General features: G+C 62.4%; 22 protein-coding genes. 13 read left to right on the top strand and 9 right to left on the bottom strand.

Features of this window, described 5'->3' with window-relative positions:
- Positions 1–68 precede the first annotated feature (68 nt).
- From C8E00_RS15165 to C8E00_RS15125, 9 genes are all read left to right on the top strand, one after another.
- Positions 69–488: a sirohydrochlorin chelatase gene (locus C8E00_RS15165; protein WP_133698361.1), complete on the top strand. Its 420-nt coding sequence runs from the start codon at positions 69–71 to the stop codon at positions 486–488.
- An 87-nt stretch (positions 489–575) separates the two neighbouring features.
- Positions 576–1,496, top strand: coding sequence for a MerR family transcriptional regulator (locus C8E00_RS15160; RefSeq protein WP_133698360.1), 921 nt, complete (start codon positions 576–578; stop codon positions 1,494–1,496).
- A gap of 27 nt (positions 1,497–1,523) precedes the next feature.
- Entirely contained in the window at positions 1,524–2,945 is a 1,422-nt protein-coding gene (gene phrB, locus C8E00_RS15155; protein ID WP_133698359.1) for a deoxyribodipyrimidine photo-lyase, read from the top strand.
- 32 nt (positions 2,946–2,977) lie between these two features.
- A complete protein-coding gene (locus C8E00_RS15150) occupies positions 2,978–3,424 on the top strand; it encodes a nuclear transport factor 2 family protein (RefSeq protein WP_133698358.1) in 447 nt (148 codons plus the stop codon).
- A 195-nt stretch (positions 3,425–3,619) separates the two neighbouring features.
- Positions 3,620–4,411, top strand: a complete 792-nt coding sequence (locus C8E00_RS15145; protein WP_133698357.1) for an SDR family NAD(P)-dependent oxidoreductase — start codon at positions 3,620–3,622, stop codon at positions 4,409–4,411.
- Positions 4,408–5,700 carry an NAD(P)/FAD-dependent oxidoreductase gene (locus C8E00_RS15140; protein ID WP_133698356.1) on the top strand — a complete coding sequence of 431 codons (1,293 nt, stop codon included), beginning with the start codon at positions 4,408–4,410 and terminating at the stop codon, positions 5,698–5,700. Before C8E00_RS15145 ends, C8E00_RS15140 begins: the two co-directional genes overlap by 4 nt.
- Positions 5,697–6,485: a DUF1365 domain-containing protein gene (locus C8E00_RS15135; RefSeq protein ID WP_133698355.1), complete on the top strand. Its 789-nt coding sequence runs from the start codon at positions 5,697–5,699 to the stop codon at positions 6,483–6,485. The genes C8E00_RS15140 and C8E00_RS15135 overlap by 4 nt, the downstream gene beginning before the upstream one ends.
- Positions 6,482–7,750 carry an SAM-dependent methyltransferase gene (locus C8E00_RS15130; protein WP_133698354.1) on the top strand — a complete coding sequence of 423 codons (1,269 nt, stop codon included), beginning with the start codon at positions 6,482–6,484 and terminating at the stop codon, positions 7,748–7,750. The genes C8E00_RS15135 and C8E00_RS15130 overlap by 4 nt, the downstream gene beginning before the upstream one ends.
- 4 nt (positions 7,751–7,754) lie before the next feature.
- A complete protein-coding gene (locus tag C8E00_RS15125) occupies positions 7,755–8,237 on the top strand; it encodes a DUF2878 domain-containing protein (RefSeq protein ID WP_133698394.1) in 483 nt (160 codons plus the stop codon).
- On the opposite strand, the gene C8E00_RS15120 is transcribed toward C8E00_RS15125, so the two are convergent.
- Positions 8,206–10,041 carry a putative bifunctional diguanylate cyclase/phosphodiesterase gene (locus tag C8E00_RS15120; protein ID WP_133698353.1) on the bottom strand — a complete coding sequence of 612 codons (1,836 nt, stop codon included), beginning with the start codon at positions 10,039–10,041 and terminating at the stop codon, positions 8,206–8,208. The genes C8E00_RS15125 and C8E00_RS15120 overlap by 32 nt on opposite strands.
- A gap of 210 nt (positions 10,042–10,251) precedes the next feature.
- Between C8E00_RS15120 and fabA the strand changes: the two genes are divergently transcribed.
- The gene (gene fabA / locus C8E00_RS15115; RefSeq protein ID WP_133698352.1) at positions 10,252–10,767 is read left to right on the top strand and encodes a 3-hydroxyacyl-[acyl-carrier-protein] dehydratase FabA; all 516 of its coding nucleotides are present in this window, start codon (positions 10,252–10,254) and stop codon (positions 10,765–10,767) included.
- A 13-nt stretch (positions 10,768–10,780) separates the two neighbouring features.
- Positions 10,781–11,998, top strand: coding sequence for a beta-ketoacyl-ACP synthase I (gene fabB / locus C8E00_RS15110; protein WP_133698351.1), 1,218 nt, complete (start codon positions 10,781–10,783; stop codon positions 11,996–11,998).
- An 87-nt stretch (positions 11,999–12,085) separates the two neighbouring features.
- On the opposite strand, the gene C8E00_RS15105 is transcribed toward fabB, so the two are convergent.
- The 3 genes from C8E00_RS15105 to C8E00_RS15095 all read right to left on the bottom strand — a co-directional run bounded on the left by C8E00_RS15105 (position 12,086) and on the right by C8E00_RS15095 (position 15,625).
- Entirely contained in the window at positions 12,086–12,841 is a 756-nt protein-coding gene (locus C8E00_RS15105) for a lysophospholipid acyltransferase family protein (RefSeq protein ID WP_133698350.1), read from the bottom strand.
- Positions 12,838–13,710 carry a sugar nucleotide-binding protein gene (locus tag C8E00_RS15100; protein WP_166638342.1) on the bottom strand — a complete coding sequence of 291 codons (873 nt, stop codon included), beginning with the start codon at positions 13,708–13,710 and terminating at the stop codon, positions 12,838–12,840. Before C8E00_RS15100 ends, C8E00_RS15105 begins: the two co-directional genes overlap by 4 nt.
- A gap of 88 nt (positions 13,711–13,798) precedes the next feature.
- Positions 13,799–15,625, bottom strand: a complete 1,827-nt coding sequence (locus C8E00_RS15095) for a putative bifunctional diguanylate cyclase/phosphodiesterase (RefSeq protein WP_133698348.1) — start codon at positions 15,623–15,625, stop codon at positions 13,799–13,801.
- Between the two features lie 295 nt (positions 15,626–15,920).
- Here C8E00_RS15095 and C8E00_RS15090 point away from each other — a divergent pair, with 295 nt between their 5' ends.
- Positions 15,921–16,715 (top strand): 2OG-Fe dioxygenase family protein, encoded by a 795-nt coding sequence (locus C8E00_RS15090; protein WP_133698347.1) that lies wholly within the window; start codon positions 15,921–15,923, stop codon positions 16,713–16,715.
- Positions 16,716–16,871: 156 nt separating this feature from the next.
- Here C8E00_RS15090 and hmpA read toward each other — a convergent pair whose 3' ends face one another.
- Positions 16,872–18,053 (bottom strand): NO-inducible flavohemoprotein, encoded by a 1,182-nt coding sequence (gene hmpA, locus C8E00_RS15085; RefSeq protein WP_133698346.1) that lies wholly within the window; start codon positions 18,051–18,053, stop codon positions 16,872–16,874.
- Positions 18,054–18,303: 250 nt separating this feature from the next.
- On the opposite strand from hmpA, the gene norR reads away from it, so the two are divergent.
- The gene (gene norR / locus C8E00_RS15080; protein ID WP_133698345.1) at positions 18,304–19,872 is read left to right on the top strand and encodes a nitric oxide reductase transcriptional regulator NorR; all 1,569 of its coding nucleotides are present in this window, start codon (positions 18,304–18,306) and stop codon (positions 19,870–19,872) included.
- Positions 19,873–19,980: 108 nt separating this feature from the next.
- On the opposite strand, the gene pgaD is transcribed toward norR, so the two are convergent.
- The 4 genes from pgaD to pgaA are packed head-to-tail and all read right to left on the bottom strand — an operon-like array spanning position 19,981 to position 26,084.
- Positions 19,981–20,466, bottom strand: a complete 486-nt coding sequence (gene pgaD / locus C8E00_RS15075; protein WP_166638341.1) for a poly-beta-1,6-N-acetyl-D-glucosamine biosynthesis protein PgaD — start codon at positions 20,464–20,466, stop codon at positions 19,981–19,983.
- 1 nt (position 20,467) lies between these two features.
- Complete coding sequence (gene pgaC / locus C8E00_RS15070; RefSeq protein ID WP_133698343.1) at positions 20,468–21,766, bottom strand: poly-beta-1,6-N-acetyl-D-glucosamine synthase; 1,299 nt, start codon at positions 21,764–21,766, stop codon at positions 20,468–20,470.
- Positions 21,763–23,868, bottom strand: a complete 2,106-nt coding sequence (gene pgaB / locus C8E00_RS15065) for a poly-beta-1,6-N-acetyl-D-glucosamine N-deacetylase PgaB (RefSeq protein WP_133698342.1) — start codon at positions 23,866–23,868, stop codon at positions 21,763–21,765. The genes pgaC and pgaB overlap by 4 nt, the downstream gene beginning before the upstream one ends.
- Positions 23,868–26,084: a poly-beta-1,6 N-acetyl-D-glucosamine export porin PgaA gene (gene pgaA, locus C8E00_RS15060; protein ID WP_133698341.1), complete on the bottom strand. Its 2,217-nt coding sequence runs from the start codon at positions 26,082–26,084 to the stop codon at positions 23,868–23,870. The genes pgaB and pgaA overlap by 1 nt, the downstream gene beginning before the upstream one ends.
- Positions 26,085–26,129: the final 45 nt, after the last annotated feature.

Raw genomic sequence — 26,129 nt, 5'->3', positions numbered from 1 at the left:
AATATTGTACAATGTGTACGGTATCATGCCATCAGATACCTGGCGCGTCTCGCCACACAGCATAGCCGATGCGCGACAATACATTGCATGTCTTTCACCGATCGATCTGGAGAACCTCGATGAGCCACGCCTTGATCTTACTCGCCCACGGTTCCAGCGATGCACGCTGGCGCGCCCCCTTCGAAGCGCTCGAGCACGACCTGCGTGCGCGCCTCGACACCCCCGCCGTCATCGCCTACATGGAGCTCAGCGAACCCTCGCTGGAAACACGCGTCGCCGAGCTCTATGACCAGGGCCATCGACGCCTCGACATCTTGCCGTTGTTCTTTGCCGCCGGGCGTCATCTACGCCAGGATGTCCCGGCCCAGCTCGACGCATTACGCGCGCAATACCCCCAAGCGACACTGACACTGCTCGATCCCGTCGGCCAGCATCCCGCCTTCGTCGAAGCATTGGCGAACATCGTCACGGCTCGTGCGGAAGCGTGAGACGTCATAAGGATTGTACAAAGCTCTTGCGACGTACAACTTCATCCCCCATGCTGATAGTAATATCCACAAGAGGAATACAAGCGCATGAGTGAACAGGCGATGGATCCGGCCGGTTCGCCACTGTATCCGATCCGCGAGGTCTCACGGCTAACCGGCGTCAATTCCGTGACCTTGCGCGCCTGGGAGCGCCGCTACGGCCTGATTCGTCCGCAGCGTACCCCCAAGGGACATCGTCTCTATGCACGCGAGGACATACAGCGGGTCGAACGCATTCTGCAATGGCTCAATCGGGGCGTTCCCGTCAGCCAAGTGCGTGAGCTGCTAGAACGTGCCGAACCGGCGGTCAATGATGATGTTCCGTCGCCGGATATCAGTGACTGGGAAAGCCAGCGTCAGCAACTGCTACAGGCCGTCGACGCGCTGGATGGCGATACGCTGGAAGTCCTGTTCGATCGCAGCATGGCGCTCTACCCCGCCAGCTTGTGCGTGACCGCCCTTTGGCAGCCGGTGATCGACGAGCTCGAGGATCGCTGGCGCGATCAATTCGGTGCCGAGTTGCAGCGCCGCTTGCTGGAAAGCTTCTTGCGCACGCGGGTCGGCATTCGCCTGTATCACGCCAACCAAGCCACGCCGGGCGCACGCCTACTGCTGCTACGTTTGCCCGAAGAGCGCGATCTATTGCGCCTTCTGCTGTTGGCGCTGGTCGCCTCGGCCTCGGGATTTCGGGTCGAGTGGCTGGATACCGACCCGCCGCTCAATGAGTTAGCGCTGGCCGCGGAGCACTTCAAGGCAGACGCCATCCTCATGATCAGCGGATACGCCGAGCGCAGCGATCTCATTCGCCGTCAATTGCCGCGCCTGGCGGAGCAGCTCGACATGCCACTGTGCCTCGTCGGCCCCGTAGCACGCATCCGCGGCGCGGAGCTGGAAAACACGCAGGTCGCCTCGCTCGGCGACGAATTACCCGCTGCGCTCAGCCGCCTGCATGGGCTGCTGGGACGCTAATCCTCATACCTGCGCCAGGGATTGGCCATGTCCAACGTACAATTGATGTGGTTCCGCAGCGACCTGCGAACCTTCGATAACCGCGCCTTGCATGCCGCCGCCGAACACGGACCGGTAATCGCCGTCTTCTTGACCAGTCTTCCACAGTGGCAACGCCACGACCACGGCGCCAACAAGATCGATTTCTGGCTGCGCGGTGTGGCGGCGCTTCGTGAACACCTCGCGGGCCTCAACATTCCCTTGTTGCAGCGCCGCATCGACACCTACGACGAAGCGCCCGATGTGCTGCTGGCACTGGCCCGCCACCACGGCGCGACCACCCTGCATTTCAATCGCGAATATCCACTCAACGAACAGCGTCGGGACGCGGCGGTGGAGCGCGTTTTCCACGCTGCCGGTATCGCGGTGGCCGGGCATACCGACGCCGTGGCCTATGCGCCGGGCGAGTTGCTCACCGGCAAGGGCGAGCCATATAGCGTCTTCACGCCCTTCGCCAAGGCTTGGCACCGTCAGATGGCGTCACGCCGCATCGCCTTGGTGGAAGAACCTGAGCCCCAGGCGCCGTTGGCCATCGACGCCGACCCGCCGCCCTCTGGCGACCTCGAGACGATGGCCGACACACCGCTCGCCCCAGCCTCCTGGCCCGCGGGTCAGGACGAGGCCAGCGACCGGCTCGAGCGCTTCCTGCGTTTTCGTGGCCATCACTACAAGCGTCAGCGCGATTTCCCTGCCCTCCCCGGCACCAGCGAACTGTCTCCCTATCTGGCGCTGGGCATGATCTCTCATCGCCAGTGCCTGCACGCCGTCATGAACAACAACCAGGGTCACTTGGCCGATGGCGACGCCGGCCTCACCGCCTGGGCGAACGAATTGATCTGGCGCGAGTTCTATCTGCACATCGCCGCCAGCTTCCCCGCTATCAATCGCCACCACCCCTTTCAGTCGCATACCCAGGCCCTGGTCTGGCGCGACGATGACACAGGATTCCAGGCTTGGTGCGAAGGGCGTACCGGCTACCCGCTGGTCGACGCCGCGATGCGCCAGCTCGTCCATTGTGGATGGATGCACAATCGTCTACGCATGGTGACGGCGATGTTCTTGTCCAAGCACCTGTTGATCGATTGGCGGCGCGGCGAGGCCTTCTTCATGCGGCACCTCATCGACGGTGACTTTGCTTCCAACAATGGCGGCTGGCAGTGGGCCGCGTCCACCGGGACAGACGCCGCACCGTATTTCCGCATCTTCAATCCCACCACCCAGGCGGAACGTTTCGACCCCGAGGGACGCTTCATCGCCTACTGGCTCCCCGAGCTGGCCGGCCTCCCCGTGAAATCACGCTTTTTCCCCAGCGAGGCGCAACGCCGCGATACCGGATACGCCATGCCCATCGTCGATCACAAGGCGGCCCGACAGCGCGCCCTGGACGCGTTCAAATCGCTGTCGCAATGAACTGACACGCTTTCTCCAGACAAGAGGGCAACATGCGCCAAGACACCCCACTGGCAACCTTCTGTCATGCCTTCGAGAAATTGGACAAAAGGTGTACAAAGACACTCGAAAACCTCTACACTGATGATATCGAATTCACTGATCCGTTACACCACATCGAGGGACGTGACACTCTGATGCGCTATTACGCCGACATGCTGGCCAATGTCCAGACATGCCACTTCGAGGTGACGCATCGTGTACAGGAGGGCGACACTGCGTTCGTGGCGTGGACACTGCACCTGACGCACCCTCGACTCGCTCGCGGAACTCCCCTGCGTATCACGGGATGCTCACAGCTAGCGTTTCGTGGTGACCGGATCTGTCGGCATCGTGACTATTTCGATGCCGGTGCAATGCTTTACGAACACCTGCCCCTGCTCGGGCGGGTGATTCGCTGGCTCAAGCGGCGCGTGGACCCGACCAGCCATTCGCGCTAGGCCGGATCTGAACAGTCGACGAGGGATGATCAGACAAGGCAAGCATTGGCGACAAGACGGACGGGGCTCGTACACGCGGTTACAGCGCGTAAATGAGTACGTTGATCGGACTCGCACACGCGCCTACTTTCAACGCCGCATGAACGAGCGCAGGCACTTTTCAGGCAGTGCCCAGGCAACTAGAGGAGATCCTCCATGGCAACCCCTACGGCACCCCGGCGTATCTGGCTGACCGGCGCCACCTCGGGCATCGGCGAAGCCCTGGCCAAGCGTTTGTTGCATGATGGGCACCGCGTGGCGCTGACGGCACGTCGACGCGACGCTCTGGAGGCACTCGCAGCGCCTTTCGAGAATGCCCTGGTGGTGCCTGCCGATGTCACCGACCACGCATCGGTTCGCGCGGCCGGGGCGCAGATCGAGGCTATCTTCGGCGGACTCGATCTGGCGCTACTCAATGCCGGCACCTGCGAGTATCTGGATGCACGCCACTTCGATGTCGACCTCATCGAACGCGTCCTGGCCACCAACCTGCACGGCACTCTGTATGCCGTAGAGGCCGCCCTGCCGCTGCTGCGTCTGGCGCGAGACGGTCATCGACGTCCACAGTTGGCGGCGGTCTCCAGCGCTTCGGCATATTTTCCGCTGCCGCGCGCCGAGGCCTATGGGGCTTCCAAGGCCGCGATCAGCTATTTCCTCGCCTCCCTGCGCCTCGATCTAGCGGCGGAAGGCATCGATGTCAGCATCATCCATCCCGGTTTCGTGCGTACCCCGCTGACCGAGCGCAATGACTTTCCCATGCCCATGCGCGTCGAGGTCGACGAAGCCGTGGACGCGATCTTGCGTGGTCTGGAAAAACGCGCGTTGGACATTCATTTTCCGCGTCGCTTTACCTGGCTGGTCAAGCTGGCCGGTATATTGCCGCCCGTGCTACGCCATCGCCTGGGGCGACGCCTCACCCGCAATGCCGATACGGAGGGTAGCTCATGAACGTGCCCGCCTCGCGCATCGCGGTGGTCGGCGGCGGCATTGCCGGCATGGCCTGCGCGCATTATCTCTCGCAGCGCCACGAGGTGACCCTGTTCGAGGCCCAGGCAGGTCTCGGCGGCCATACCGCCACCGTAGACGTCGAAATGGACGGGCATCGGCATGCCATCGATACCGGCTTTATCGTCTTCAACGACCGGACCTATCCGCACTTTCAACGCTTGCTGGCAGCGTTGGGCGTGTCTGCGCAAGCCACCGAGATGAGCTTCTCGGTGCATACCACACACGAGGACTTCGAATATAACGGCCATACCCTCGATACGCTGTTCGCCCAGCGTCGCAACTTGCTGCGTCCCGGCTTCCACGGCATGCTGCGCGATATCCTGCGCTTCAATCGCCACGCGATACGCGATCTTTCACACGGCACCTTGCCGGCAGGCATGACGCTAGGCGAATACCTGACACGAGGCGGCTACGGTGACACCTTTCGACACCGTTACCTGCTGCCCATGGGGGCCGCCATATGGTCCGCCAGCGAGCACGACATGGCGAATTTTCCACTGATTCCTTTCGTGCGTTTCTTTCATCATCATGGGCTGTTGTCGGTGAACGATCGCCCCCAGTGGTATACGCTGGTAGGCGGCTCACGACGCTACATCGCTCCGTTGACAGCCGCCTACGCCGAGCGCATACGCCTGGCCTGCCCTGTGCACGAGATCGAGCGCGATGCGGCGGGCGTGACGCTGACCACCCCACAAGGCCGGGAGCGTTTCGATCAGGTCGTGCTCGCCTGCCATAGCGACCAGGCCCTGGCAATGCTGAGCGCACCCAGCCACGCTGAGCGCGAGATCCTCGATGCCCTGCCCTATCAGGACAATGACGTGGTCCTGCATACCGATATTCGCATGCTGCCACGTCGACGCCGTGCCTGGGCGAGCTGGAACTACCGTATCGACGGACGCGAGGACGACGCCCGCGTCTCGGTGACCTATGACATGAATCGCCTTCAGCATTTGCCAGGCGCGACGCGTTTCTGCGTAACGCTCAACGACAGCGATGCTATCGCACCCGAGCGCATGCTGCGGCGCTTCGTCTATCGCCACCCTCGCTTCACGCTGGCGGGAGCCGCCGCCCAGCAACGTCATGCGGAAATCTCAGGTACGCATCTGCGCACGCATTTTTGTGGCGCGTACTGGCGCCACGGTTTCCACGAGGATGGTGTCTGGAGCGCGCTGCGGGTAGCCCAGGCGCTGGGCTGCGACGAGCCCGCAATGGCCGAGGAGTCGGTATGACGCGAGAGGCGGCGACCGGTCAAGCGTGCGTGCATAGTCGGGTGGCCTTGGGTGAGCTACGCCATCGGCGCTTCACGCCGCGCGCGCATGCGTTTACCTACCGCGTGTGGATGGCCTGGCTTGACTTGGACGAGCTGCCCGAACTCTTCGATGCACTGCCGGGCTTCAGTGCACGACGTGCGGCGCTGGCGCGCTTTCGCCGCGAAGATTATCTAGGGCCCACGCACCTGCCGCTCAAGACCGCGGTTCATCAGCGATTGCGTCATGAGTTAGGCGAGGCCGCCCCCGCGGGGCCCGTTCGCATGTTGACCCAGTTACGCCTATGCGGCGTGCTCTTCAACCCCATCACGCTGTATTACGCCTATGACCACGACGAACGCCTGTGCGCCATCCTCGGCGAAGTCACCAACACCCCGTGGCGAGAACGCCACGTCTATGCCTGCTCGGTGACGCCGACGCGCCATGTCCATGCCGCTCATTTCGACAAGGCCCTGCACGTGTCGCCGTTCAATCCCATGGACATGCGCTATCGCTGGCGCTTCAACACCCCGGACGAACACCTGCTGATGCACATGGAGGCATGGCGCGGGGACACGCGACATTTCGACGCCACGCTGAGCCTGCGTTTCGCACCCGCAGGGAGGCGCGCCTGGCTTACCGCCCTGGCACGGGCCCCTTGGATGAGCCTCAAGACGCTGGCCGGCATTCATTTCGAGGCATTGCGCCTGTGGCTCAAGCGCGTGCCGCTCTTTTCACATTCCCGTGGCGAGGAGACACGCCCGTGACGACCACCCGTTCCGCCACCAAGACACCTGCCGGTACGCTCGATGCGCGTGTGGCCCGTTGGCTCAGGCCACGCCTGCTGCGCCAGCTTTCGACCCTCGAGGGCGGTGTGCTGATCATCGAGGAAGCCGGACGCACGCACCGCCTCGGTCGGGGCGGGCCACTCACGATACGCTTGCGGATACATCACGACCGCGTCTGGCGACGCATCGCCCTGGGGGGCAGCGTCGCGGCCGGGGAAACCTACATGGACGGTGACTGGCACTGTGACGATCTGGTCGCGCTGATTCGCCTGCTCGCGCGCAACCTGGAACATGTCAACGAACGTCTGGAGAAAGGCCCTGCACGACTGGCGCACGCCGTCCTCAGCACGCTCCAAGCCCTGCAACGCAATACCACTGGCCGCGCCCGACGCCATGTTGCCGCTCATTACGATCTCGGCAACGCCCTCTTCGAGACCTTCCTCGATCGCGAGCACTGGCTGTATTCCAGCGCCATCTTTCCGCGCCCCGAGGCCAGCCTGGAAGACGCCTCGACATACAAGCTGGAACTCATTCTCGACAAGCTGGATGTCGGCCCCGAACATCACCTGCTGGAGATCGGCACCGGCTGGGGCGGGCTGGCACTGCATGCGGCACGCACCCGAGGCTGCCACGTCACTACCACGACCATTTCCGAGGAGCAGTACACGCACACCGCGCAGCGCATCCGCGAGGCCGGCCTCGAAGACCGGATCACCCTGCTCAAGCGCGATTATCGCGACCTAGAGGGACGCTACGATCGCCTGGTCTCGGTGGAAATGATCGAGGCCGTGGGACATCAGTACCTGGCCACTTATCTGGCCACCGTCGACCGTCTACTCGATGACGATGGCCTGGCGCTGATTCAAGCCATCACCATTCGCGATCAGCGCTATGAAGCGGCCAAGCGCGAGGTCGACTTCATCAAGCGCTACATCTTTCCTGGCGGCTTCCTGCCCTCCCATCAGGCGATGCTGGAAAGCATGGCACGACGCACGCACCTCAACGTGCTCGCCCTCGACGAAATCGGCGCGCATTATGCACGCACGCTTTACGAATGGCGTCAGCGCTTCGAGGCCAACCTCGAGCACGTTCGTGCGCTCGGCTACGACGAACGCTTCATACGCATGTGGCGCTATTACCTGTGCTACTGCGAAGGCGGCTTCCGCGAACGCACCATCGGCACCTCGCAGTGGTTGTTGGCCAAGCCCGGCAACCGGCGTGCGCCGCTCACGGGCGGGCCTTGAAACCATGCTTGGCAAGATCGTCAATGCACTCGCGTTTCAGGCCGGCTGGCTGGCCTGCGTGCTCGGGGGTACACCCTGGGCGATTCCTGCCGCCGGCGTGATCGTGGTAGGCCATCTACGGTGGCTGGGGGGGCCGGGAGAGTGGCGCTGGCTGGCGGGGTTCGCGCTGTTGGGTGCCATCGTGGACGGCACACTGACGCTGCTCGGCGGCTTACGCTTCGCCGGCGGCTCGGGGTTACCGATCTGGCTGTGGCTGCTCTGGCCGCTGTTCGCGACCACCATTCACCATTCACTCGCCTGGCTATGGCGGCATCCTCGGCTGGCGATACTCGGCGGGGCGCTCGGCGGGCCGAGTTCCTACCTGGGGGGCGCCCGCCTCGCCGATGTCGTCATGGCGCCTTGGGCAGTGGTGGTGCAAGCCGTGATCTGGGGCAGCCTATGCGGCTATCTAGCGTTCAGGAAAACGACATGTCGGCATCGCGCTTGAGCCGCGCTTCGACATCGGCGACCCGCTCGGGGCGGGCATAGAGAAAGCCCTGCACGATAGCACAGCCCTGCGCACGCAGATAATCTCGCTGCTCCTCGGTTTCCACGCCCTCGGCAACCACATCCAGCCCCAGCCCGCGCGCCATGGCAAGCACTGCGGACGTAATGGCGGCATCGGCGCTGTCATCGGGCAAGGCGCGGACGAAAGCACGATCGAGCTTGAGCTTGTCCACCGGCAACTGCTTGAGATAGGCCATCGACGAATAGCCGGTGCCGAAATCGTCGATAGCGATCGGGTGCCCCGTGTTGCGTAGCGCGACCAGGCGTGCCGAGATATCCCCCGCGCGTTCGTCGAGCAATACCGATTCGGTCAACTCCAGCCCCAGCATGGCCGCCGGCACGTTATGCTTGGCCAAACTGGACGACAAGCGTGCCTCGAGATCGCCCTGGATAAGCTGTACCGCCGAGATGTTGATCCAGACCGGCACGAACGATAGCCCCTGCTCACGCCAGGTCGACAACTGTGCGCACGCGTGATCGATCACCCAGTCCCCCAGTGCCGCCATCAGCCCATGGCGCTCGGCCAGAGGAATGAACGTGCCCGGCGAAATCATGCCGTGCGTGGGATGGTACCAGCGCAGCAGTGCTTCCATGCCGGCCAGCCGACCATCGTCGAGATAATACTGTGATTGATAGAAGAGCTCGAGCTGCGTGCCGTGCGCCAGGGCCTGGCGGAGTTCGTTGAGCAGTTCGAGTTGGGGATCACCCGCCACCTCCAGCGAGGGACGAAAGCGTTGGCTATGGTTACGTCCATGGCGCTTGGCGGCGTAGAGCGCTGACTCCAGGCGCTGGAACAAGACACCGGGATCGCGTCCATCGTCGGGAGCACGACAACTGCCGATGGTCAGCCCCAAGCGCAGCGGCTTGTCATCGATCTCGAACGGCTCACTGAGATGCGCACGCAACTCCTCTACCCACTTCTCGTGATCGTTGAAGGTCGTGGTGCGAATGACCATGAACTCGTCGCCGCCCAGACGCCCTACCACGCCACCGGCGACGAACGCGGCGAGTCGCTGCCCGAAACGCGACAGCAGACGGTCGCCCTTGTCGACCCCCATGGCATCGTTGACCGCTTTGAAACCATCGATATCGATCAGCGCAATATCCAGCTCTTCGCCGGCTCGCAGACGCTGCAAGCGCGAGGCCAGCAGGTCGTGCAAACGCCGCCGGTTGGGCAATCCGGTCAACGGATCCTCGAAGCCGATACGCTGAAGATCCTGCTCGCGTGCCTTGTGCCGACTGATATCGGTGAACAAGCCTACATAATGCGTGACCTGCCCCTTGGTATCCGTGACCGAGCGCACCCGCAGCCATTCGGGAAACTCATCGCCGTGTTTGCGCTGGTTCCAGATTTCGCCTTCCCACTGACCGGTGGCATTGAGCGTTTGCCAATAGCGTTCGTAAAATGCCTTGTCGTGGCGGCCCGAGGAAAGCACCGATGGATCGAGGCCGTGTATCTCCTCGTCGCTGTATCCCGTGATCTGTGTAAAAGCCGGATTGACCGTCTCGATACGGTTGCGGGCGTTGGCGATCAACACGCCGTCGGGAGACAACATGAGGGCCGCTTCGGTGAGCCGACGCCGGTTGGCTTCCAGACGAATCTGACGCCAGGCGTCCACCCCACCGATGATCACGACCGTCAAAGCCACCAGACGCAATATCAGCGTCGGCAGAAGGCTCATGGCGGCCATGGCGGCAATGCCCGTCCAAATCAGGGGACGGTTGAGTGTGAAGGCTGACCACATGGCGTGTATCGCCTCAAGCTATAGAGGTTCGGTAAAGTGCAGGCATCATGCCCCGTCTCTTGCGACCGGCGCAACCCGCGCCCAAGAGCGGATTGCACCAGCCGCGCCCGCCCGGTAGGCTGGCCCGGCGTGCATTCATCCGGCACTGTCAGTAGACTAGAGTGTCCGTGCTCTGCGACGCACCACAATTTCGACTCTCGGAAAGACTCAGTGACCAAGCAACATTCTTTCAGCTACGAAGAACTGCTGGCATGCAGCCAGGGCGAGCTGTTCGGCCCGGGCAACGCCCAGCTGCCGGCCCCCAACATGCTGATGCTCGACCGCATCACGCAGATCCAGGAGGGCGGAGGCGAGTACGACAAGGGCGAACTGATCGCCGAACTGGATATCCATCCCGGCCTGTGGTTCTTCGACTGCCACTTCCCCGGCGACCCGGTCATGCCCGGTTGTCTGGGGCTGGATGCCATGTGGCAACTGGTTGGCTTCTACCTCGGCTGGCTGGGCCACCCCGGGCGCGGACGCGCTCTGGGCTGCGGTGAGGTCAAGTTCTCGGGCCAGATCATGCCGGATGCCGACAAGGTCACCTACCGCATCAACCTCAAGCGGATCATTACCCGACGGTTGATACTGGGCATTGCCGACGGCACCGTTTCGGTCGACGGTCGCGATATCTATCAGGCCAATGATTTGCGCGTTGGCCTATTCACCTCCACCGCGAATTTCTGATCAGGAGGCTTCCATGCGACGAGTGGTAGTCACCGGCCTGGGCATCGTGTCCTGCCTGGGCAACGACCAGCAACAGGTACTGGACGCACTGCGCAGCGGACGCTCGGGTATCCGGTACAAGGACGAATACGCCGAGCGCGGTTTCCGCAGCCATGTGGCCGGTGTGGTCGACATCGACCTCGATACGCTGGTCGACCGCAAGCTGCGTCGCTTCATGGGCGATGCCGCCGCATTCGCCTATGTCTCGATGGAACAGGCGATTCGCGATGCCGGTCTCGACGACAGCGACGTATCCAACGAGCGTACCGGCTTGATCGCCGGTTCCGGCGGCGCATCCAGCGCCAACCAGGTCGAAGCGGCCGACGTGCTGCGCGAAAAAGGCCTGCGTCGTGTCGGTCCTTATCGCGTCACGCGCACCATGGGCAGTACGGTTTCCGCCTGTCTGGCCACACCGTTCAAGATCAAGGGCGTCAACTACTCCATCTCCTCGGCCTGTGCGACCTCGGCACACTGCATCGGCAGCGCCGTCGAGCAGATCCAGCTCGGCAAACAGGACGTCGTCTTCGCCGGCGGCGGCGAAGAGGAGCATTGGACATTGTCCTGCTTGTTCGATGCCATGGGCGCCCTCTCGACCAGCTACAATGACACGCCCGAAACCGCCTCACGGCCCTATGACGCCTCACGCGATGGCTTCGTCATCGCCGGCGGCGGCGGCATGCTAGTGATCGAGGAGCTGGAGCACGCCAAGGCGCGCGGCGCCAAGATCTATGCCGAACTCGTCGGCTATGGCGCCACCTCCGATGGTCATGACATGGTCGCGCCCTCCGGCGAGGGTGCCGCGCGCTGCATGCGACAGGCCATGGCCACCGTCGACGGTCCCATCGACTACATCAACACCCACGGCACCTCCACCCCGGTGGGCGATATTGCCGAACTCAAGGCGGTTCGTGAGGTGTTCGGCGATACCACACCGGCGATGAGCTCCACCAAATCCTTGACCGGGCATTCGCTGGGCGCCACCGGCGTGCAGGAAACCATCTACTCGCTGTTGATGATGGAGCACGCCTTCATCGCCGCGTCGGCCAACATCGGCGAGCTGGACGACGCCGCCCAAGGTTTCGACATCGTCGCCCAGCGGCGCGACGATGTCGCCATCGAACGCGTGCTGTCCAACAGCTTCGGTTTCGGCGGTACTAACGCCTGCCTGGTTCTTCAGCGCTACCGGGGCTGAGCGTTGCGCCCGCCGCGGTGATACGAAAGGGGCGTCTCGCAAGAGACGCCCCTTTTGCATGCTGACATACGCGCTATCGACAGCGACTCAGGCCGGCACCTTGCTGGTTTCACTTTCCTCCACCGGCCGAGGGACCGCCGAGATCTCGCGAAGCTGCGCCTCGATCCAATGCTCGACTTCGGCCAACACCTCATCGGTGGAACGTCCCTGCGTGGCGATCGGCTCACCGACCACCACGTGCAAGTCTCCGGGCTTCTTGACCCAGTGCCGTCCCGGCCAGTGTTCGCCGGCATTGTGGGCCACGGGCAGCACCGGCACCCCCGCCCGGCATGCGATGACCACCCCGCTCTTGTTGTAGCGACGCCGCTGCCCCGGCGCCACGCGCGTGCCCTCGGGAAAGATCAGCACCGAAAGCCCCTCGGACAAACGCTGCTTACCTTGCTCGAGCACCATGCGCATGGCCCTCGACGGCCGCGAGCGGTCCAGGGCAATGGGCTTGATCAGCCGCAACCCCCAACCGAAGACCGGCAGCTTGAGCAGCTCGCGTTTGAGCACCGTGCACACCGGCACCTTGATCAGTTGCAAAAACAGCGTCTCCCACTCGCTCTGATGATTGGCGAGCACCACGCACGGCCCTTCGGGCACGTTCTCGCGGCCGCTAACGTGATAGCGGACGCCGCAAGACAGCGCGAACCAGCCCACGATGAAACGGTTGTACAGGTTGAGCAGCCGAAAACGCGAGAACAAGGGCACGAACGGCGCGAGCGGTAGCAAGACCAGACCGCTGATCAGCAACGCCAGAAAGTAGCCGGCATAAAAGACGAGACTGCGTAAGACCTTCACGTTGCCGACTCCTTGTCATGCAGTAGGCACCAATCATCCAGCATGCGACTCAGCTCGAGCCGCCAGGGCTTTTGATGAATGCCGAAAACGTCCAGCACGCGGCGACAGTTCAGAACGCGCCGCAACGGATGGTCATGATGATGGCGCAAGGCATGCAGCGCACCCAGTGTCGCGTCGCGTTCCTGACGCTCCAAGTGCGTTCCCAACTGAGTACGCACGACGGAAGCGAAGGTGTAAGGGCTGACCGGTTCGGTACCTGCCAAGTGGTAGGCCCCCCAGGCGTCGGCACCACAGCCTTGCTGTTGCATCATGCCAATCAATGCCATGGCCACCGCATCCACCGATGTCGGGCACAGGATGACGTCTTCAGCGGCTCGCACATCGTCACCCGCCAGCAACTTATCGAGCAATTCGGGCAACCAGGCATGCGCACCATCCAGCGCGAATAGCGGTCCCAGCCTCACGATGAGATGCTTGGGCAAGTACTGACGCACGCGATCGCCGGTGGCAATCAGGCGTTTCAAGCTATCATCGCGCGGCGTGGGGACGACATGTTCATCGAGCAGTCCGTCACCGCCTTCTTCATAGAGCTCATCGGACACACACCAGATCAATGGCACATCATACTCACGACACAGCTCGAGATTGGCATCGACCGCTTCGACATGGGCCATGACCTCGGCAGGCGCCAGGCGCGACGGTGCCGATAAAGGCGGCACCACCAGTGCATCAGGCCGAGCCTCGGCCAAGGTGTCCGCCGTGACGCGCGTTCCCTCGACGATGGTCAGTTGGGTGTCGCGACGTCGGTTGACCTCGCGCGCCAGCGCCAGGCTCAAGCAATGTCCCGCACCCGCCAACAACAGCTTCACGGCCTCTCCTTTCGCATGTTCGTCTCCTCGATTCGTCATACCGTGGTGGTCCACAACACTGACATTCTACGCCAAGCGGACGGCGGACTCAGCCCGAGACACCGGGATGCCCCGTCACCAGACCACCCAGCACGCGCTCCATCTCCAGAGCCGGCATAGGACGGAAGAAATAGAACCCTTGGGCCAGGTCACAGTGCATCTCCCGAATCAGCGTGAGTTGCTCGCGGTTCTCGACCCCCTCGGCGACGACTTCCAGGCCCAGACGGTGGCCGATGAAGACAGCGGCCTCCATGATCGCGCGGTCTTCGGGCTGCTCCGGAGCGTCCCGGACGAAGGTTCGATCGATCTTGAGTGCCGTGACCGGGAAGTGCTTGAGGTAACTCAGCGACGAGTAGCCGGTGCCGAAATCATCGATGGCGATGCGAAACCCCAGGTCATAAAGCCGACGCAACCCCTCCAGGACACGGTCATCGGCCTCGATGAGTACGTTTTCGGTGAGTTCCAGCCCGATATCCCGCGGGCCCAGGTCATGACGCGCCAGACAGTCTGCGAAGCGCTGGAAGATATCCGGCCGACTCATCTGCCGGCCGGAGACGTTGATATCGATGCGTTCGATGGCCAGGCCGGCATCCCGCCACAGCGCTCGCTGCTGGCAAGCGGCTTCCATGACCCAGTCACCGAGACGGTGGATCAGCCCGGAACGCTCGGCAAGCGGAATGAATTCGGCCGGCGATATCGGCGGCCCTTCCGCCGGCTGCCAGCGTAGCAGCGCCTCGAGATGCTCGATTCGTCCGCTCGCGACAGATACCTGAGGCTGGTAGTGCAACGCAAACTCGCCATTGTCCAGGGCCTCCGCCAATCGGTCGACGAGACGGTGCTGGTAGAGCAGCTCGTCATGGAGCTTCTGGTCGTAGAACCAGACGCTACCGTAGCCATCCAACTTGGCCCGGTTCTTGGCCACGTCGGCGTTACGAATCAGTTCGCCGGCCGTCTCGCCATTGTCCGGATAGAGGCTGATTCCCAGGCAGGCCGTCACCTGATGCCGAGCACCATCCATCAGGAAAGGGGTGCGAAACACCTGCTGGATCTTGTGGACCAGTTGCAGGAGCACTTCCTGACGCTGAAACATCGGGAAGGCAATCACGAACTCGTCGCCGGAGAGCCGTGACATGATGTCCGAGGTGCTCGTCACCTGATGCAGCCGCCGGGTCAACTCGACCAGCAGCCGGTCGCCGTGTTCATAGCCGAGAGCATCGTTGATCGCCACGAAGCGGTCGATATCCAGATAGATCAGAATCATCCCGGCACTCTGCCGGCGGCAGTAGATGAGAGCTTCGTCCAGCTGCGCTTCGAACGTCTGACGATTGGGCAGGTGTGTCAGCGCATCGAAGCGCGTGGCAAACGCCAGCGCGCGATATGCTCGCTTCTGATCCGTGAGATCCACGTCGACACAGAACATCAGGGGATGCGTCGTGTGTTCGCCGAGCATCACATGGTGAGACAGGACCGGAACCAGCTCACCATGCTTGTGTTGAAGCTCGAGCTCTTCCGCGGGGATTTCGACGCCATCCTTCACCCACGCCTGATGGGCCCGAATCACCTGCTCACGCATGGGCGCCGGAATGATCAAATCTTCCAGCAGTTGGCCCTGCGCCTCCCCGGCGTCATAGCCGTAAAGCCGGCTACTGGCCTCGTTCCAGTAGATCACGCGGCGCTCACGGTCATAGCCTTGGACCGCCACTCTGGGCAGGCTTTCCAGCAAGGCTCGGAAGCGCTGTTCGCTCTCCAGATACTGACGGCGCACGAGCTCGATATCGGCCCGAGCGCCATCGCTATCGGCGCCTGACCATCTCGACCGAAGCTGTTGCCATCGCCGCACCAGCCAACGCCGGAAAACGCAATCGTGACCGTTCATCCACGTTCCCATTACCGAAGGATGCTATTGCCCTCACCATGAGACCAGGTGGCCTTCTCGCACCACCTCGACCATCTCATCTTAAAGGCATACCCGGGAATTAATCGACACGGCAGATCTTCTCGTCCTGGCGTTGTCATCCAGCGCTACGAACCGTGATCAACGTCAAAGCAATATGACAGCTTTTATACAATTTTTGACATTTTGCTGCAGATATTCTCCTTTCCGAAGGTGCTCGGGCGATCCCGTGCAACCCTTGGGCAATCTTGCCCCACATGCTAATGGAGAAGATCTCATGACACTCGACACCCTCAAGTATGGCTTCAATTCCAGCACCATACCCTCCGACTCACTCACCGACTACTGGTCCCCGGCGATTATCAACGCGCTGCAACAGCAGGACTGGGCCAAGACCGAGGTACGCTCTCGAATAGACCTCGCGGCCTGGCAGGCATTCACCGCCGACTTACCCCGAGATCCCTATGTCAACCGTCGCTGGAAGCGCATGTCCTGGCTGACCTTGGATGAACGTGACGAGGTCATCGATATGGGCCATTGCCCCATGGCCCAGGGCGGCGCCTTCAATGATGCCGAGAGCATGGCGGATCGCCTGCGTTACTATGACCCCTTGACGCCGGCCTTCATGGCTCGGTCGGACGTGAAGGCCTTCGTGCGCGCCTGGGCACGACTCTGGGACCTGAAGCCCAACGAGCCTATCCTGATGCAAATAACCGGCGTTCGTGGCGAAGGCATGATCGACCCCCTGCAGGGCCAGGGCATCCATGCCGACGGCTGCAAGGCGCTGAGCATCCTGGTAGTGAGTCGCCGGAATGTCGCCGGGGGCGATAACCACCTGTATGCCGACAAGGCGGGCACTTTCCCCGTGGCTGACGCGACACTCGCCCCGGGCGATATCCTCCATCTGCGTGACGACCGTCTCTTCCATAGCGTGGACGGCATTCACCAGGAAGATGTCGGTGCCCCCTTCGAGCGCTTCATCATCATCATCAACAGCCGCTTCGTGGATGAATTCCAGAACCGCATTCTGCGTCGACACTTTCCTGAGGCGGTGCTCAACGAAACTCGCTGATAAACGCCATAAATCCCGCCAGGGTCGGTGCCGAGGTCAGCCCCGGCACCCTGTCCCTTTCAATAAAAGCGTCCGTCAGGCGTTGCTCGCCTGACGGACGCACCACGCGCAACGCCACGCCGTATGGCGTGGCGTTGCGATTAGCAGCAAGACGACTCAGGCGACCCGCGCCAACGACTCGGCAGGCCCGAAGAATTCATGGTGACGCCGTTCAGCCGCGACGCCGAGCGTTTCCAGCGCCGCCTCGACGCAGCGCATGAAGGCCGCCGGCCCCACCGTATAACACTGCGCGTCACGCGGGACATAATCCGCCAGCAGCGCGGCATTCACATGACCGATATGATCGGGAGCATCTTCCAGGCGCGGTTGCGAATACACGGTAATCACCCGCAGCAACCCCGGGTACGCCTGGTGCAGGTCGGCCAGCTCGTCGGCAAAGGCATGCACCGCTCCATCGTGCGCCGCATGCAGGTAGACGACCCGGCGTCCTTCCGCGAGCGCCTGCCGTGCCAGCGGCAGCATCGGCGTCTGCCCCACGCCGCCACTGATCAGCATCACCGGTGCGTCGCCCGCGGCCAGGGTCAGATGCCCCGCCGGCGGCAGCAGCTCCAGGGTGTCACCCACCGCCAGGCGGTCATGGAAATGACGGCTGACTTGGCCGCCTTCCTCGCGCTTGATGGAGATCCGGTAGGTTCGGCCATTGGGCGCCGCCGAGAGGCTGTAGTGGCGATGCACCGTTTCGCCGTCGATGACTAGTTTGAGACCGATATACTGCCCCGGGCGATGCATGGCGACCACGCCGCCATCCACCGGCGCCAGCTCGAACGAGGTAATGACGGCACTCTCGGGTCGCTTGGCGGCGATGCGAAACTCGCGCGTGCCCTCCCAACCGCCAGGCTGGGCGGCGAAGTCCTGATAGCGACGTGCCTCCTTCTCGATCAACAGCCCTGCCAGTTCCTCGTAGAGCGCGCCCCAGGCATCGGCGACCTCCTCCGTCACTGCCTTGCCCAGTTCCTCGCCGATCGCCGCCATCAGGCATTCGCCGACGATGGGATAATGCTCGGGACGGATGCCCAGCGAGACGTGCTTGTCGACAACGATGCCCAACACCTCGTCGAGGCGCGCGGGCTCATGGCGGAGTTGTACATAGGCAACGACGGCGCCGGCCAGCGCGCGCGGCTGTCCACCGCTTTGCTGGTGCGCGGCATTGAACAGCGTCTTGACCTCGGGATAACGCGCGAACATCAACGGGTAAAAGCGCTTGGCGATGGCTTCGATGTGTTCGGCAACCACCGGGGTGGTGGCGGCGATGACGGCTTCCTGGGCAGATGTCAGCATGATGTCTCCTCGCGATAGGCGTTGCAGTGTGTGCCCCTGCTATCGCAATCGGAGTGCCAACTCGGTTCGTTTAGCCGTGTCCGCGACATTGTGCCACGCCAGTGCCTGTCGAGGCCGCGTGGTTGCAATGTTGCAGAAGCTTCAGGGCGCAGCACGGCAGACGACGAGCACTTGTCCTTGCCGTCATGACTGTCAAAATAACACCCACACAACATGTCAATATGACCACCTTCTCGAAGAGAATGTCCAAATGACAGTCTTCTTGCATACCTTGCGCGACTTACTCGCGGATCTCAGCGTCGGGCGTGGCAACGATGCCCTACCCGAGCGCTGGGCAAAGCTGCTCGCCGCGCTGGTCGGCGATTACCCCGCCGACGCCAGCACGTTAATGGTCGCGCACGACGACGGCCTGCAGCCCGTGGCCGTGCTAGGCCTCGATGACGAAGTCCGCGGGCGCCGCTTCGGCCTGACCGCGCACCCGCGTCTGGCCGCGATCGCGGCGCACCCCGGCGTGTGCCGCTTCCCGCTCGATTCACCGCTGCCCGATCCCTTTGATGGGCTGCTCGACGACAGCTTGAGCCATGTGCATGACTGCATGGGCGTGGCCCTGCGCGATGGCGACCGGCTACTCGGCATGCTGACGCTGGATGCCTTGACCCCCGGCTGTCTGGCCGTCATCGACGATGACGAGTTGCTGGCCGCAGCGGGCCTGCTGGCCACCTGCCTGCGCCTCGCACATCAGCTCAGTGATACCCGCTCGCGCCTCAACCAAGCGCTCGATCAGTGCTTCACCACTCAGGACACACCGCGTGACAGTACGCCCGATTGGCAGAGCCCTGCCATGCGCCGCCTCGAAGAAAGCCTCGCCCTGGTGGCGCCCACCGATATGAGCGTGCTGTTGCATGGCGAGACCGGGGTCGGCAAGGAGCGTATCGCCCGCCGCGTGCATGCGCTCTCCACACGTGGCGAGGGGCCACTGGTACGCGTCAATTGCGCGGCCCTGCCCGAATCGTTGATCGAAAGTGAACTCTTCGGCCATCGACGCGGGGCGTTTTCCGGCGCCGTCCGCGATCATCGCGGCCATTTCGCCATGGCCCATGAGGGCACGCTGATGCTCGATGAAATCGGCGAGCTGCCGCTGGCCATGCAACCCAAACTATTGCGCGTGCTACAAGAAGGCGAGATTCAGCCACTGGGCAGCGAGACCCCGCAGCGCGTCAATGTGCGCCTGGTCGCGGTCACCAACCGCGACCTGAGCCAGGAGGTCGCCGCCGGACGGTTCCGCGAAGACCTCTACCACCGTCTGAGCGTCTTTCCCTTGCAGGTGCCGCCTCTGCGGGAACGTCGTGAGGACATCCCCCTACTGGCTGGCGGCTTTCTGGAAGACAACCGCATTCGCCTGGGGCTCGCCAATCTGCGCATCGACCTCGCGGCCGAAAACGCCCTGCTGGCCTGGTCGTGGCCCGGGAACATCCGCGAACTCGAACACACGCTGGGACGTGCCGCGCTACGCGCCTTCGGCGAACAGTCACCCACCGGGCAGAGCGCGCGTCGCGATGCCGTTGTCCGCATCGCCGACCACCACCTGGAACTCCCCGCGACGGCCGCGGTCGACACCACGCCCTCCCAACCGGCACCCCCCGCAGCGCCTCCCGCGTCGCCGATACCGCTACGCGACGCCGTCGACGCCTTCCAGCGCCGACATATCGCCGATGCACTGGAAGCGCATGATGGCAACTGGGCCGCCACCGCTCGCGCCCTGCAAACGGATAGCGGCAATCTGCACCGCCTGGGCAAACGTCTGGGGCTCAAGACGTAGGCACTGCCTGAGAAATCGACGAACAACGGACCGGGCTGGCCTTCCAGTCGATTTTTAACGCCGTATGGACGAGCGCAGGCATTGTTCAGACAAAGCGAAGGCGGGCTTCTACTCAATGGCCTCACTGCACGGCCCGGATACCGTCTCGATGGCGACGATATGACCCCACGCATCATGGCGCAGGGTCGTCACGTGACTGCGCTGCAGATGCTCGACCTGCGCGTCCCTCACCCCGAAAGAGGTCGCCAGGCGTTCAGTGGTCAAAGGGGCTGGCGGACGGCGACGATCGGCATGCCGAAAGCGGCGATAGTTGTAGAAGGCCCATAGCAGCAACGCCATTCCCGCCAACCCGACAGTTACCGCATAAATGCTCAGCGAGGCCCAGCTGTGCTCGTGGCTATCAATCACGTAAGCTTCAAAACGCACGCTCCCGAAGGCCCACCCCAATAGCGTCGACAAAGGCAGGAACAGGTAGAGCCACAGCATCCAGCCCAGTCCAGAGAGAAGCGCGAACACGCCACGCTGACGGCGTGACTGCAGATCGGGGCGCTGGATGATATCAGGCAACTCGAGCATCACAGTCTCGTCTCGCATGTCACGCATCCTTGTCGGCTTGGAGGCCGCGATCGGGACTCTGCCAGCGTGCTCGCCGACAAGGCGAGGCAAGCAGTGTCTTGGGTACCGCGACGACGGCGGTGAGGGTCGACAGCGTCCAGTAAAGCAAGGGATACCAGATCACCCAGAAATAATGACGCAGGAAACCCACACGTTCATAACGCTGGTCGATGTAGAGGCTGACCAGGAACTGGATCAAGCATGTCGCGCCCAGCAGCAAACCATTCCATTGAGGCAACAACGTGGCCACCCGCCACTGCTGCGGCAGGGGCACAAACGGGCCCAAGCAAAACAATACGGCAATCGCCAGCATCACATAGGCCCAGATCACGCTGGTGAAATACTCTAGTGCCACGCCCCAGAAGCGCCGTTGGCGCCAGGCGAACAAGCCCCGACCATAACGTCGCATCACCTCGACGCCGCCCTGCGCCCAACGCAGTCGTTGCTGCCACAGGCCTTTCAGCGTTTCCGGCATGTAGATATAGCAGAGCGCCTTGGGCTCGAATCGAATGTCCCAATGGTCCAGCTGCAGGCGCCACGAGACATCGATATCCTCCGTCACCATATCGGTACGCCAATAGCCCACACTGTCCAGCGCGGCCCGATTGAATCCCGTGATGACCCCGGAGACCGTAAAAACACGCCCATAAGTACGCTGAGCGCGCTTGATCAGGCCAATGATCGAGGAAAACTCGCCTACCTGGATCTTTCCCAGTAGCGTTGAGCGATTGAGGATACGCGGATTGCCACTCACCGCCCCCACTCGCGGCCCTCCAGTGAGATGGCGCATCATCCAGTCAACGGCATGGGGATGCAGCAAGGCATCTCCATCGATGGTGACCAGGTAGTCGCTGCGTGCCGCCAGCGCCCCGGCCTTGAGCGCTACGGCCTTACCCTGGTTGGCCTCGAAATGAATGATCCGCAGGCGCGCGTCGCTGTCTGCTAGTCTCTCGAGGATGGTACCGGTTGCGTCTCGACTGCCGTCATTGACGGCGACGACCTCGAAACAAGGGTAGTGCGTCGCCAGCGCATACCGGATCGTCTGCTCGATTTGATGTGCTTCGTCGTGACACGGAATGACGATACTGACGAATGCCGCCTCCGCCCCCAGATCATCACATCGCGGTCCCTCGGTATGTCCGCGCTCGCGGCGCAGATAGAACCACAACCCGCCGATAATCCACATCCAGGCCATGAAGATTGGATAGTAAAAAGCAAAACCGAACAGCGTTGCCCGCCAATCGATGGTCAGTATCCAAGACACGAGGGCATCGATCATGGCTGGCTCCGGCGGTGGGGAAACTCGTTAAGGCTCATGCCCTCGAACGTCGGCTGAAACGCTGGCTTACCCGTAATGAAGTCATCCGGGTAATACGCCAGATTGAGTGCACCACGACGCACGAGCTGGTGCATCCAGTCACGCAAGCGCCTCGGCGCGATCCACTTCTGGCGCTCCCAGTCATAGGTCTGCAGCTCGAATACCGTTTTATCGAGGCCGCGTGGATAGCGCTGCACTCGGTCAACAAGCGTGTCCAACCACTCTTTCGCCGGCTTCTCGGTACCGTCCAGGTAAGGCATCGCCATCAAGGCGACATCATCGTAATGCGCGAGGAATGGCCCCAGCGCCTGCGAGAAGCGCGCTTCCGCGCTGGGGTCGAGTACAACCCGTGCATAGAGGTTACGCGCGACACGAAAGCGATTGCTCAAGTTGATATAGTGTCGCGCTCCGTCGAGTGCCTGCTCGCCGAAGTCGATCAACGCCTGGGTCTTCTCACGCGGACTCAACGTGCAGTCGGTGATCCGGTGCCCACTATCCGGCCAGCGAGCCTCGGAAGCACATGCCTGGGCATCTTCATCAGCGGCCAAGTAAGCATCATCATGAATCAGTATGCCGTCGATGCCCGGCGTGTTGCGGGCCAAGTCTGCATAGATGTCACGGACGAGTGCCTGGGCCTCGGGACGAAACGGACTCAAACGCCGGTAGGCCCGCTCGGCAACGCGACTTCCACCTTCGGCTTCGTGTACCCGGACCTGCAGACGACGCTGTCGAGAGGCATCCGGCAAGTCGAACGCCAGCAAGGGCAGCCAAGCGTAAACATCCACCCCAGCCCGCGTCTTGAGCTGCCAAGCGACGCGGTTGAACAGATCGGCCCGCACCGGTAAATGATCATTGGGGAAGTACAGCGATGAGGCGGTGCCATCGCCATCCGGGTCGGCGAATGCCTGAAGGTAGACCGTACGCACCTGCATCGCCTTGATACGATCGAGCAGCGCGCTCAGATTGTCATGAACCTGTTCGGGATCGTCATCGTAGAGCATGTCGAGATCGACCTGCACGGCACGCTGACTACGCGCTGGCGGATCGATTACCTGCGCGATCTGCGCTTCAATGTCCACCGGCGACGGATTGCCCATGACCAGCAAGCGCCCGAAGTCAGGCCCCGAGGCTGGCGTCGATAGACGCTGATCCCCCAGATTGAACGTGAAGTCGAACCCCGCATCACGTGCAATCGCCTCGGTCTCGGCATTGGTGGCGCCATACGGCCAGACCACGGTCCGCGGACGCACGCCCGTGTTCGCCTCGATCACATCGGCACTTTGCACGAGGTCGTCATGAATGCGCTGGCGATACGCCGCATCGCTTTCATAGTCACCACTCGCCGGGTCATAGCGCCGCGCCAGCGCAGCCGGCTCGACATTGCCCTGAGGATTGGCGCGAATGCCCCGGTGCAGATTGTGGGTATGCGTGGCGATCTCGACCAGTCCCGAGGCCTGCATTTCACGCACCTGCTTCCAGGTAACGAATCCTTCCCGACCACGCGCGGCGCCGTTGTACTGGATTGCATCCGCAGCCGTCTCGCCACCCGAAGCGCTCGCCGCCTTGCCTGACCGCTCTTCTAACTGGGCAGTCTCAGGCGTCGCGCTACTCTCATCCTTGCGGACTCGCTCGAGCCATCCCGTCTCGATCGCAAAGAGGGCGGGGTAATCGTAAGCCTTCAGTAGCGGATACACACGCCGGTAGAAGCTTTCAAGACCATCGTCGAAACTCAGCAGCACCGCATTCGAGGGCAGTGGCCGCTTACCTTGGCGTGCCGCTTGAATAGCATCCAACGAGACGGGGTGCCAATCATGCGCCAGCATCCAATCGAACCACGCCGCTAACCGCTCTTGACTCATCGCATAGGGGTCACGACCCACCGCCGGTTGTGCAGCGTCACGGACATCATGAAACGCGAGCGTCACGAAATGGCCCTCCGGTATCTGCACATTGGCCGAAGCAGCGGTATCGCTCGGGGACGGCGCAGCTGGCGGCTCGGCCACGCTGGGGCCGGCCATCAGCAATCCCATGCCGAACAGCAAGATTGATACCAGCGCTGGCATTAAAGCACCCCCTCGAAACCAAACTGTCCATACCAGCGCTTCTCGCGCTCGCCTGCGTATGCATGGCTTTCCCAGCCGATGCCGTAATTGATCGACCACGTCCGCGTCAGTTGCCAAGTATGGCCATAGGACACCTCATAACCCGGCGCACCGCCGAAGCCGCTTTCCCACTCGGATGCTGCCCCCAGAGACAGGTTCTGCGTCAGGGCGCGTTCGTAGCGTCGCCAAGTCAACCAGTCATGTTCAAGCGTAATGCCTGCCGTGCGTTGGTGTTCGGGGTTGTAATAATCGGCGTCGACGTCACGGTTGTGTTCAGCCGACAGCGAACCAATCAGCCGCGTCTGATGATGGGCGCTGGCCTGCACCCGCTGGGCCAGCTCGACCGAGACATCGCGGCGCAGGTTGCCGTCGCTGATATCCAGTGCGCTCAGCGTGAGCGTGGCGTCGCGGGATTCATGCTGGCGCCAGGTTAGTTGCGTCTGGTAAAGGCGCCCGTCCAGGTCGGCGCGCTCGGCACGCAGTGGCGTCTCGGGTGACTGCGTCTGTGTGCGTAACTGGTACTGCCAATGATCGCCAACCCATTGCGACCAGCCAAGATCGAGGCCGAGGTCTTCATTGAGAGGTTCACCGCTCAATGCCGCCCACCAATGCCGGCGCAGCCACTGGCGTTCGACACCCAAACTCTGACGACTATGGCGCTCCACACCCTCATCATAATCGCCCCATTGGTAGGACTGCTCGGCATAAATGCGATAGCCTCCCGCGCTCCAAGGCGAGTTCAAGCGCAGTTGATAATCGCCATCCTGGCTACCATTGACGGCACTGCCACCATGAGAGCGGCCAAAACTCCCCTGCCCCTCGATGGAAAAATGCTGGCGATCCAGCCATTCGAGCCGATTGCGTCGCACCGCCGAGTCGGAGGGAAACTCCTCGGCCAGTGCCTTGCTGGTCGTCTGCCAACGCGGAAACGCTTCGAGCGCCTGCGCATTCTCGGCGATGTTCAGACGCGTGGCTTTATCATGGGGCGAGTACGCCTTGGCTAGTTCAATCGTTGCTTGCGCTTGCCGGTACCAGCCCCGGCTTCGTTCAGTAGTGGCCAATGCATTGATGATATCGGTGTTACGTGGCGCCGCTCGATAGAGCACCGTGGCCCGCTTAAACGCAAGTGCTTCATGATGACGATACCCGGCATCGCGAACCCGGAGACGGTCGATTTCACTGCGCTCCCAGTTGGGGATCGGCGACGCTGTCTGATTCTTGCGGTAACGCCATGTCGGGACGCGCGCATTCAAACGCGCCAGTTGTCGCTTGGCGCCTGCGTAGTCTTCGCTTTCGATCAACGCATAGTAATACCCTGTCTTGACCGCAAGCGGTGCCGACGAATCGGCATCGAGCACTTGGCGATACAGGGCCGCCGCTTCTTCGGGTCGCTGCCGTGCCAGATACGCATCAGCCACCGGCGCTTTGGCATAGGCCGGTAATGTCACCGACGCTCTACGCAACGCTTCGTACGCACTGATGACCTCATCGAAACGCCGCAACTGACGCAGCACCACAAGACGGTCGAACCGAGTGCGCCGACGCGCCTCGCTACCAACTGCAAAGGCGTCCAGGTTGGCATTGAGCTTCTTCAGCGCCTGCACCAGTGCGATATCGTCCTGGGCGTAGCGGTGGCGACGCTGGTGACGCGCTTGCTCGAATATTCCGTTGTGGATAGCACTCATTGCTTTGTCGGCCCGAAAACGGGCGCTTACCTCATCTGGCCACCCAGGCTGATGACGTCGCCTCAACTGATCCGCACGTCGATATGCCCCCAAGTTGGAGAGGCTGGAAATTTTCGTCTTGAGCGCCTGGGGGTTGGATGGCGCATACATCAAGACACGCTCGGCGAGCTGCAACGCCACGCCAGGGTGACCTTTCTGTCGCTGGCGCTCGGCTATTCCTGCCAAGTCGTCGGCGTTGGGATGGCCACCGGGTCCTGCACGTACGTCCTTGCCATAGGCCGACGCCGGCGCGTCAATGGGCGGTAGCCTTCCCTCGGGAAAACGTGCATCCGCCTGAACGGCACTCGTCAAGGCGACCAGCAGCCCTGACGCCATCAGCCCAGAACAGGTAGAAAGACGCAGCAAACGATGACAGCCGGCGCGGACACGCGCATACAGAAGATGACGCGGACGGCCACTCTTCCACCAGCCGCCGAAGCGGGGAAATTGCATGATGAGATGACACCACCGTTAGATCCGTTAACGAGATGAGGCTCA

This window comes from Chromohalobacter marismortui (assembly GCF_004364315.1).
In the GTDB taxonomy this organism is placed as follows: Bacteria; Pseudomonadota; Gammaproteobacteria; order Pseudomonadales; family Halomonadaceae; genus Chromohalobacter; species Chromohalobacter marismortui.
Note: the sequence above shows the minus strand (reverse complement) of the source record. Positions and strands in the feature narration are given on the sequence as shown.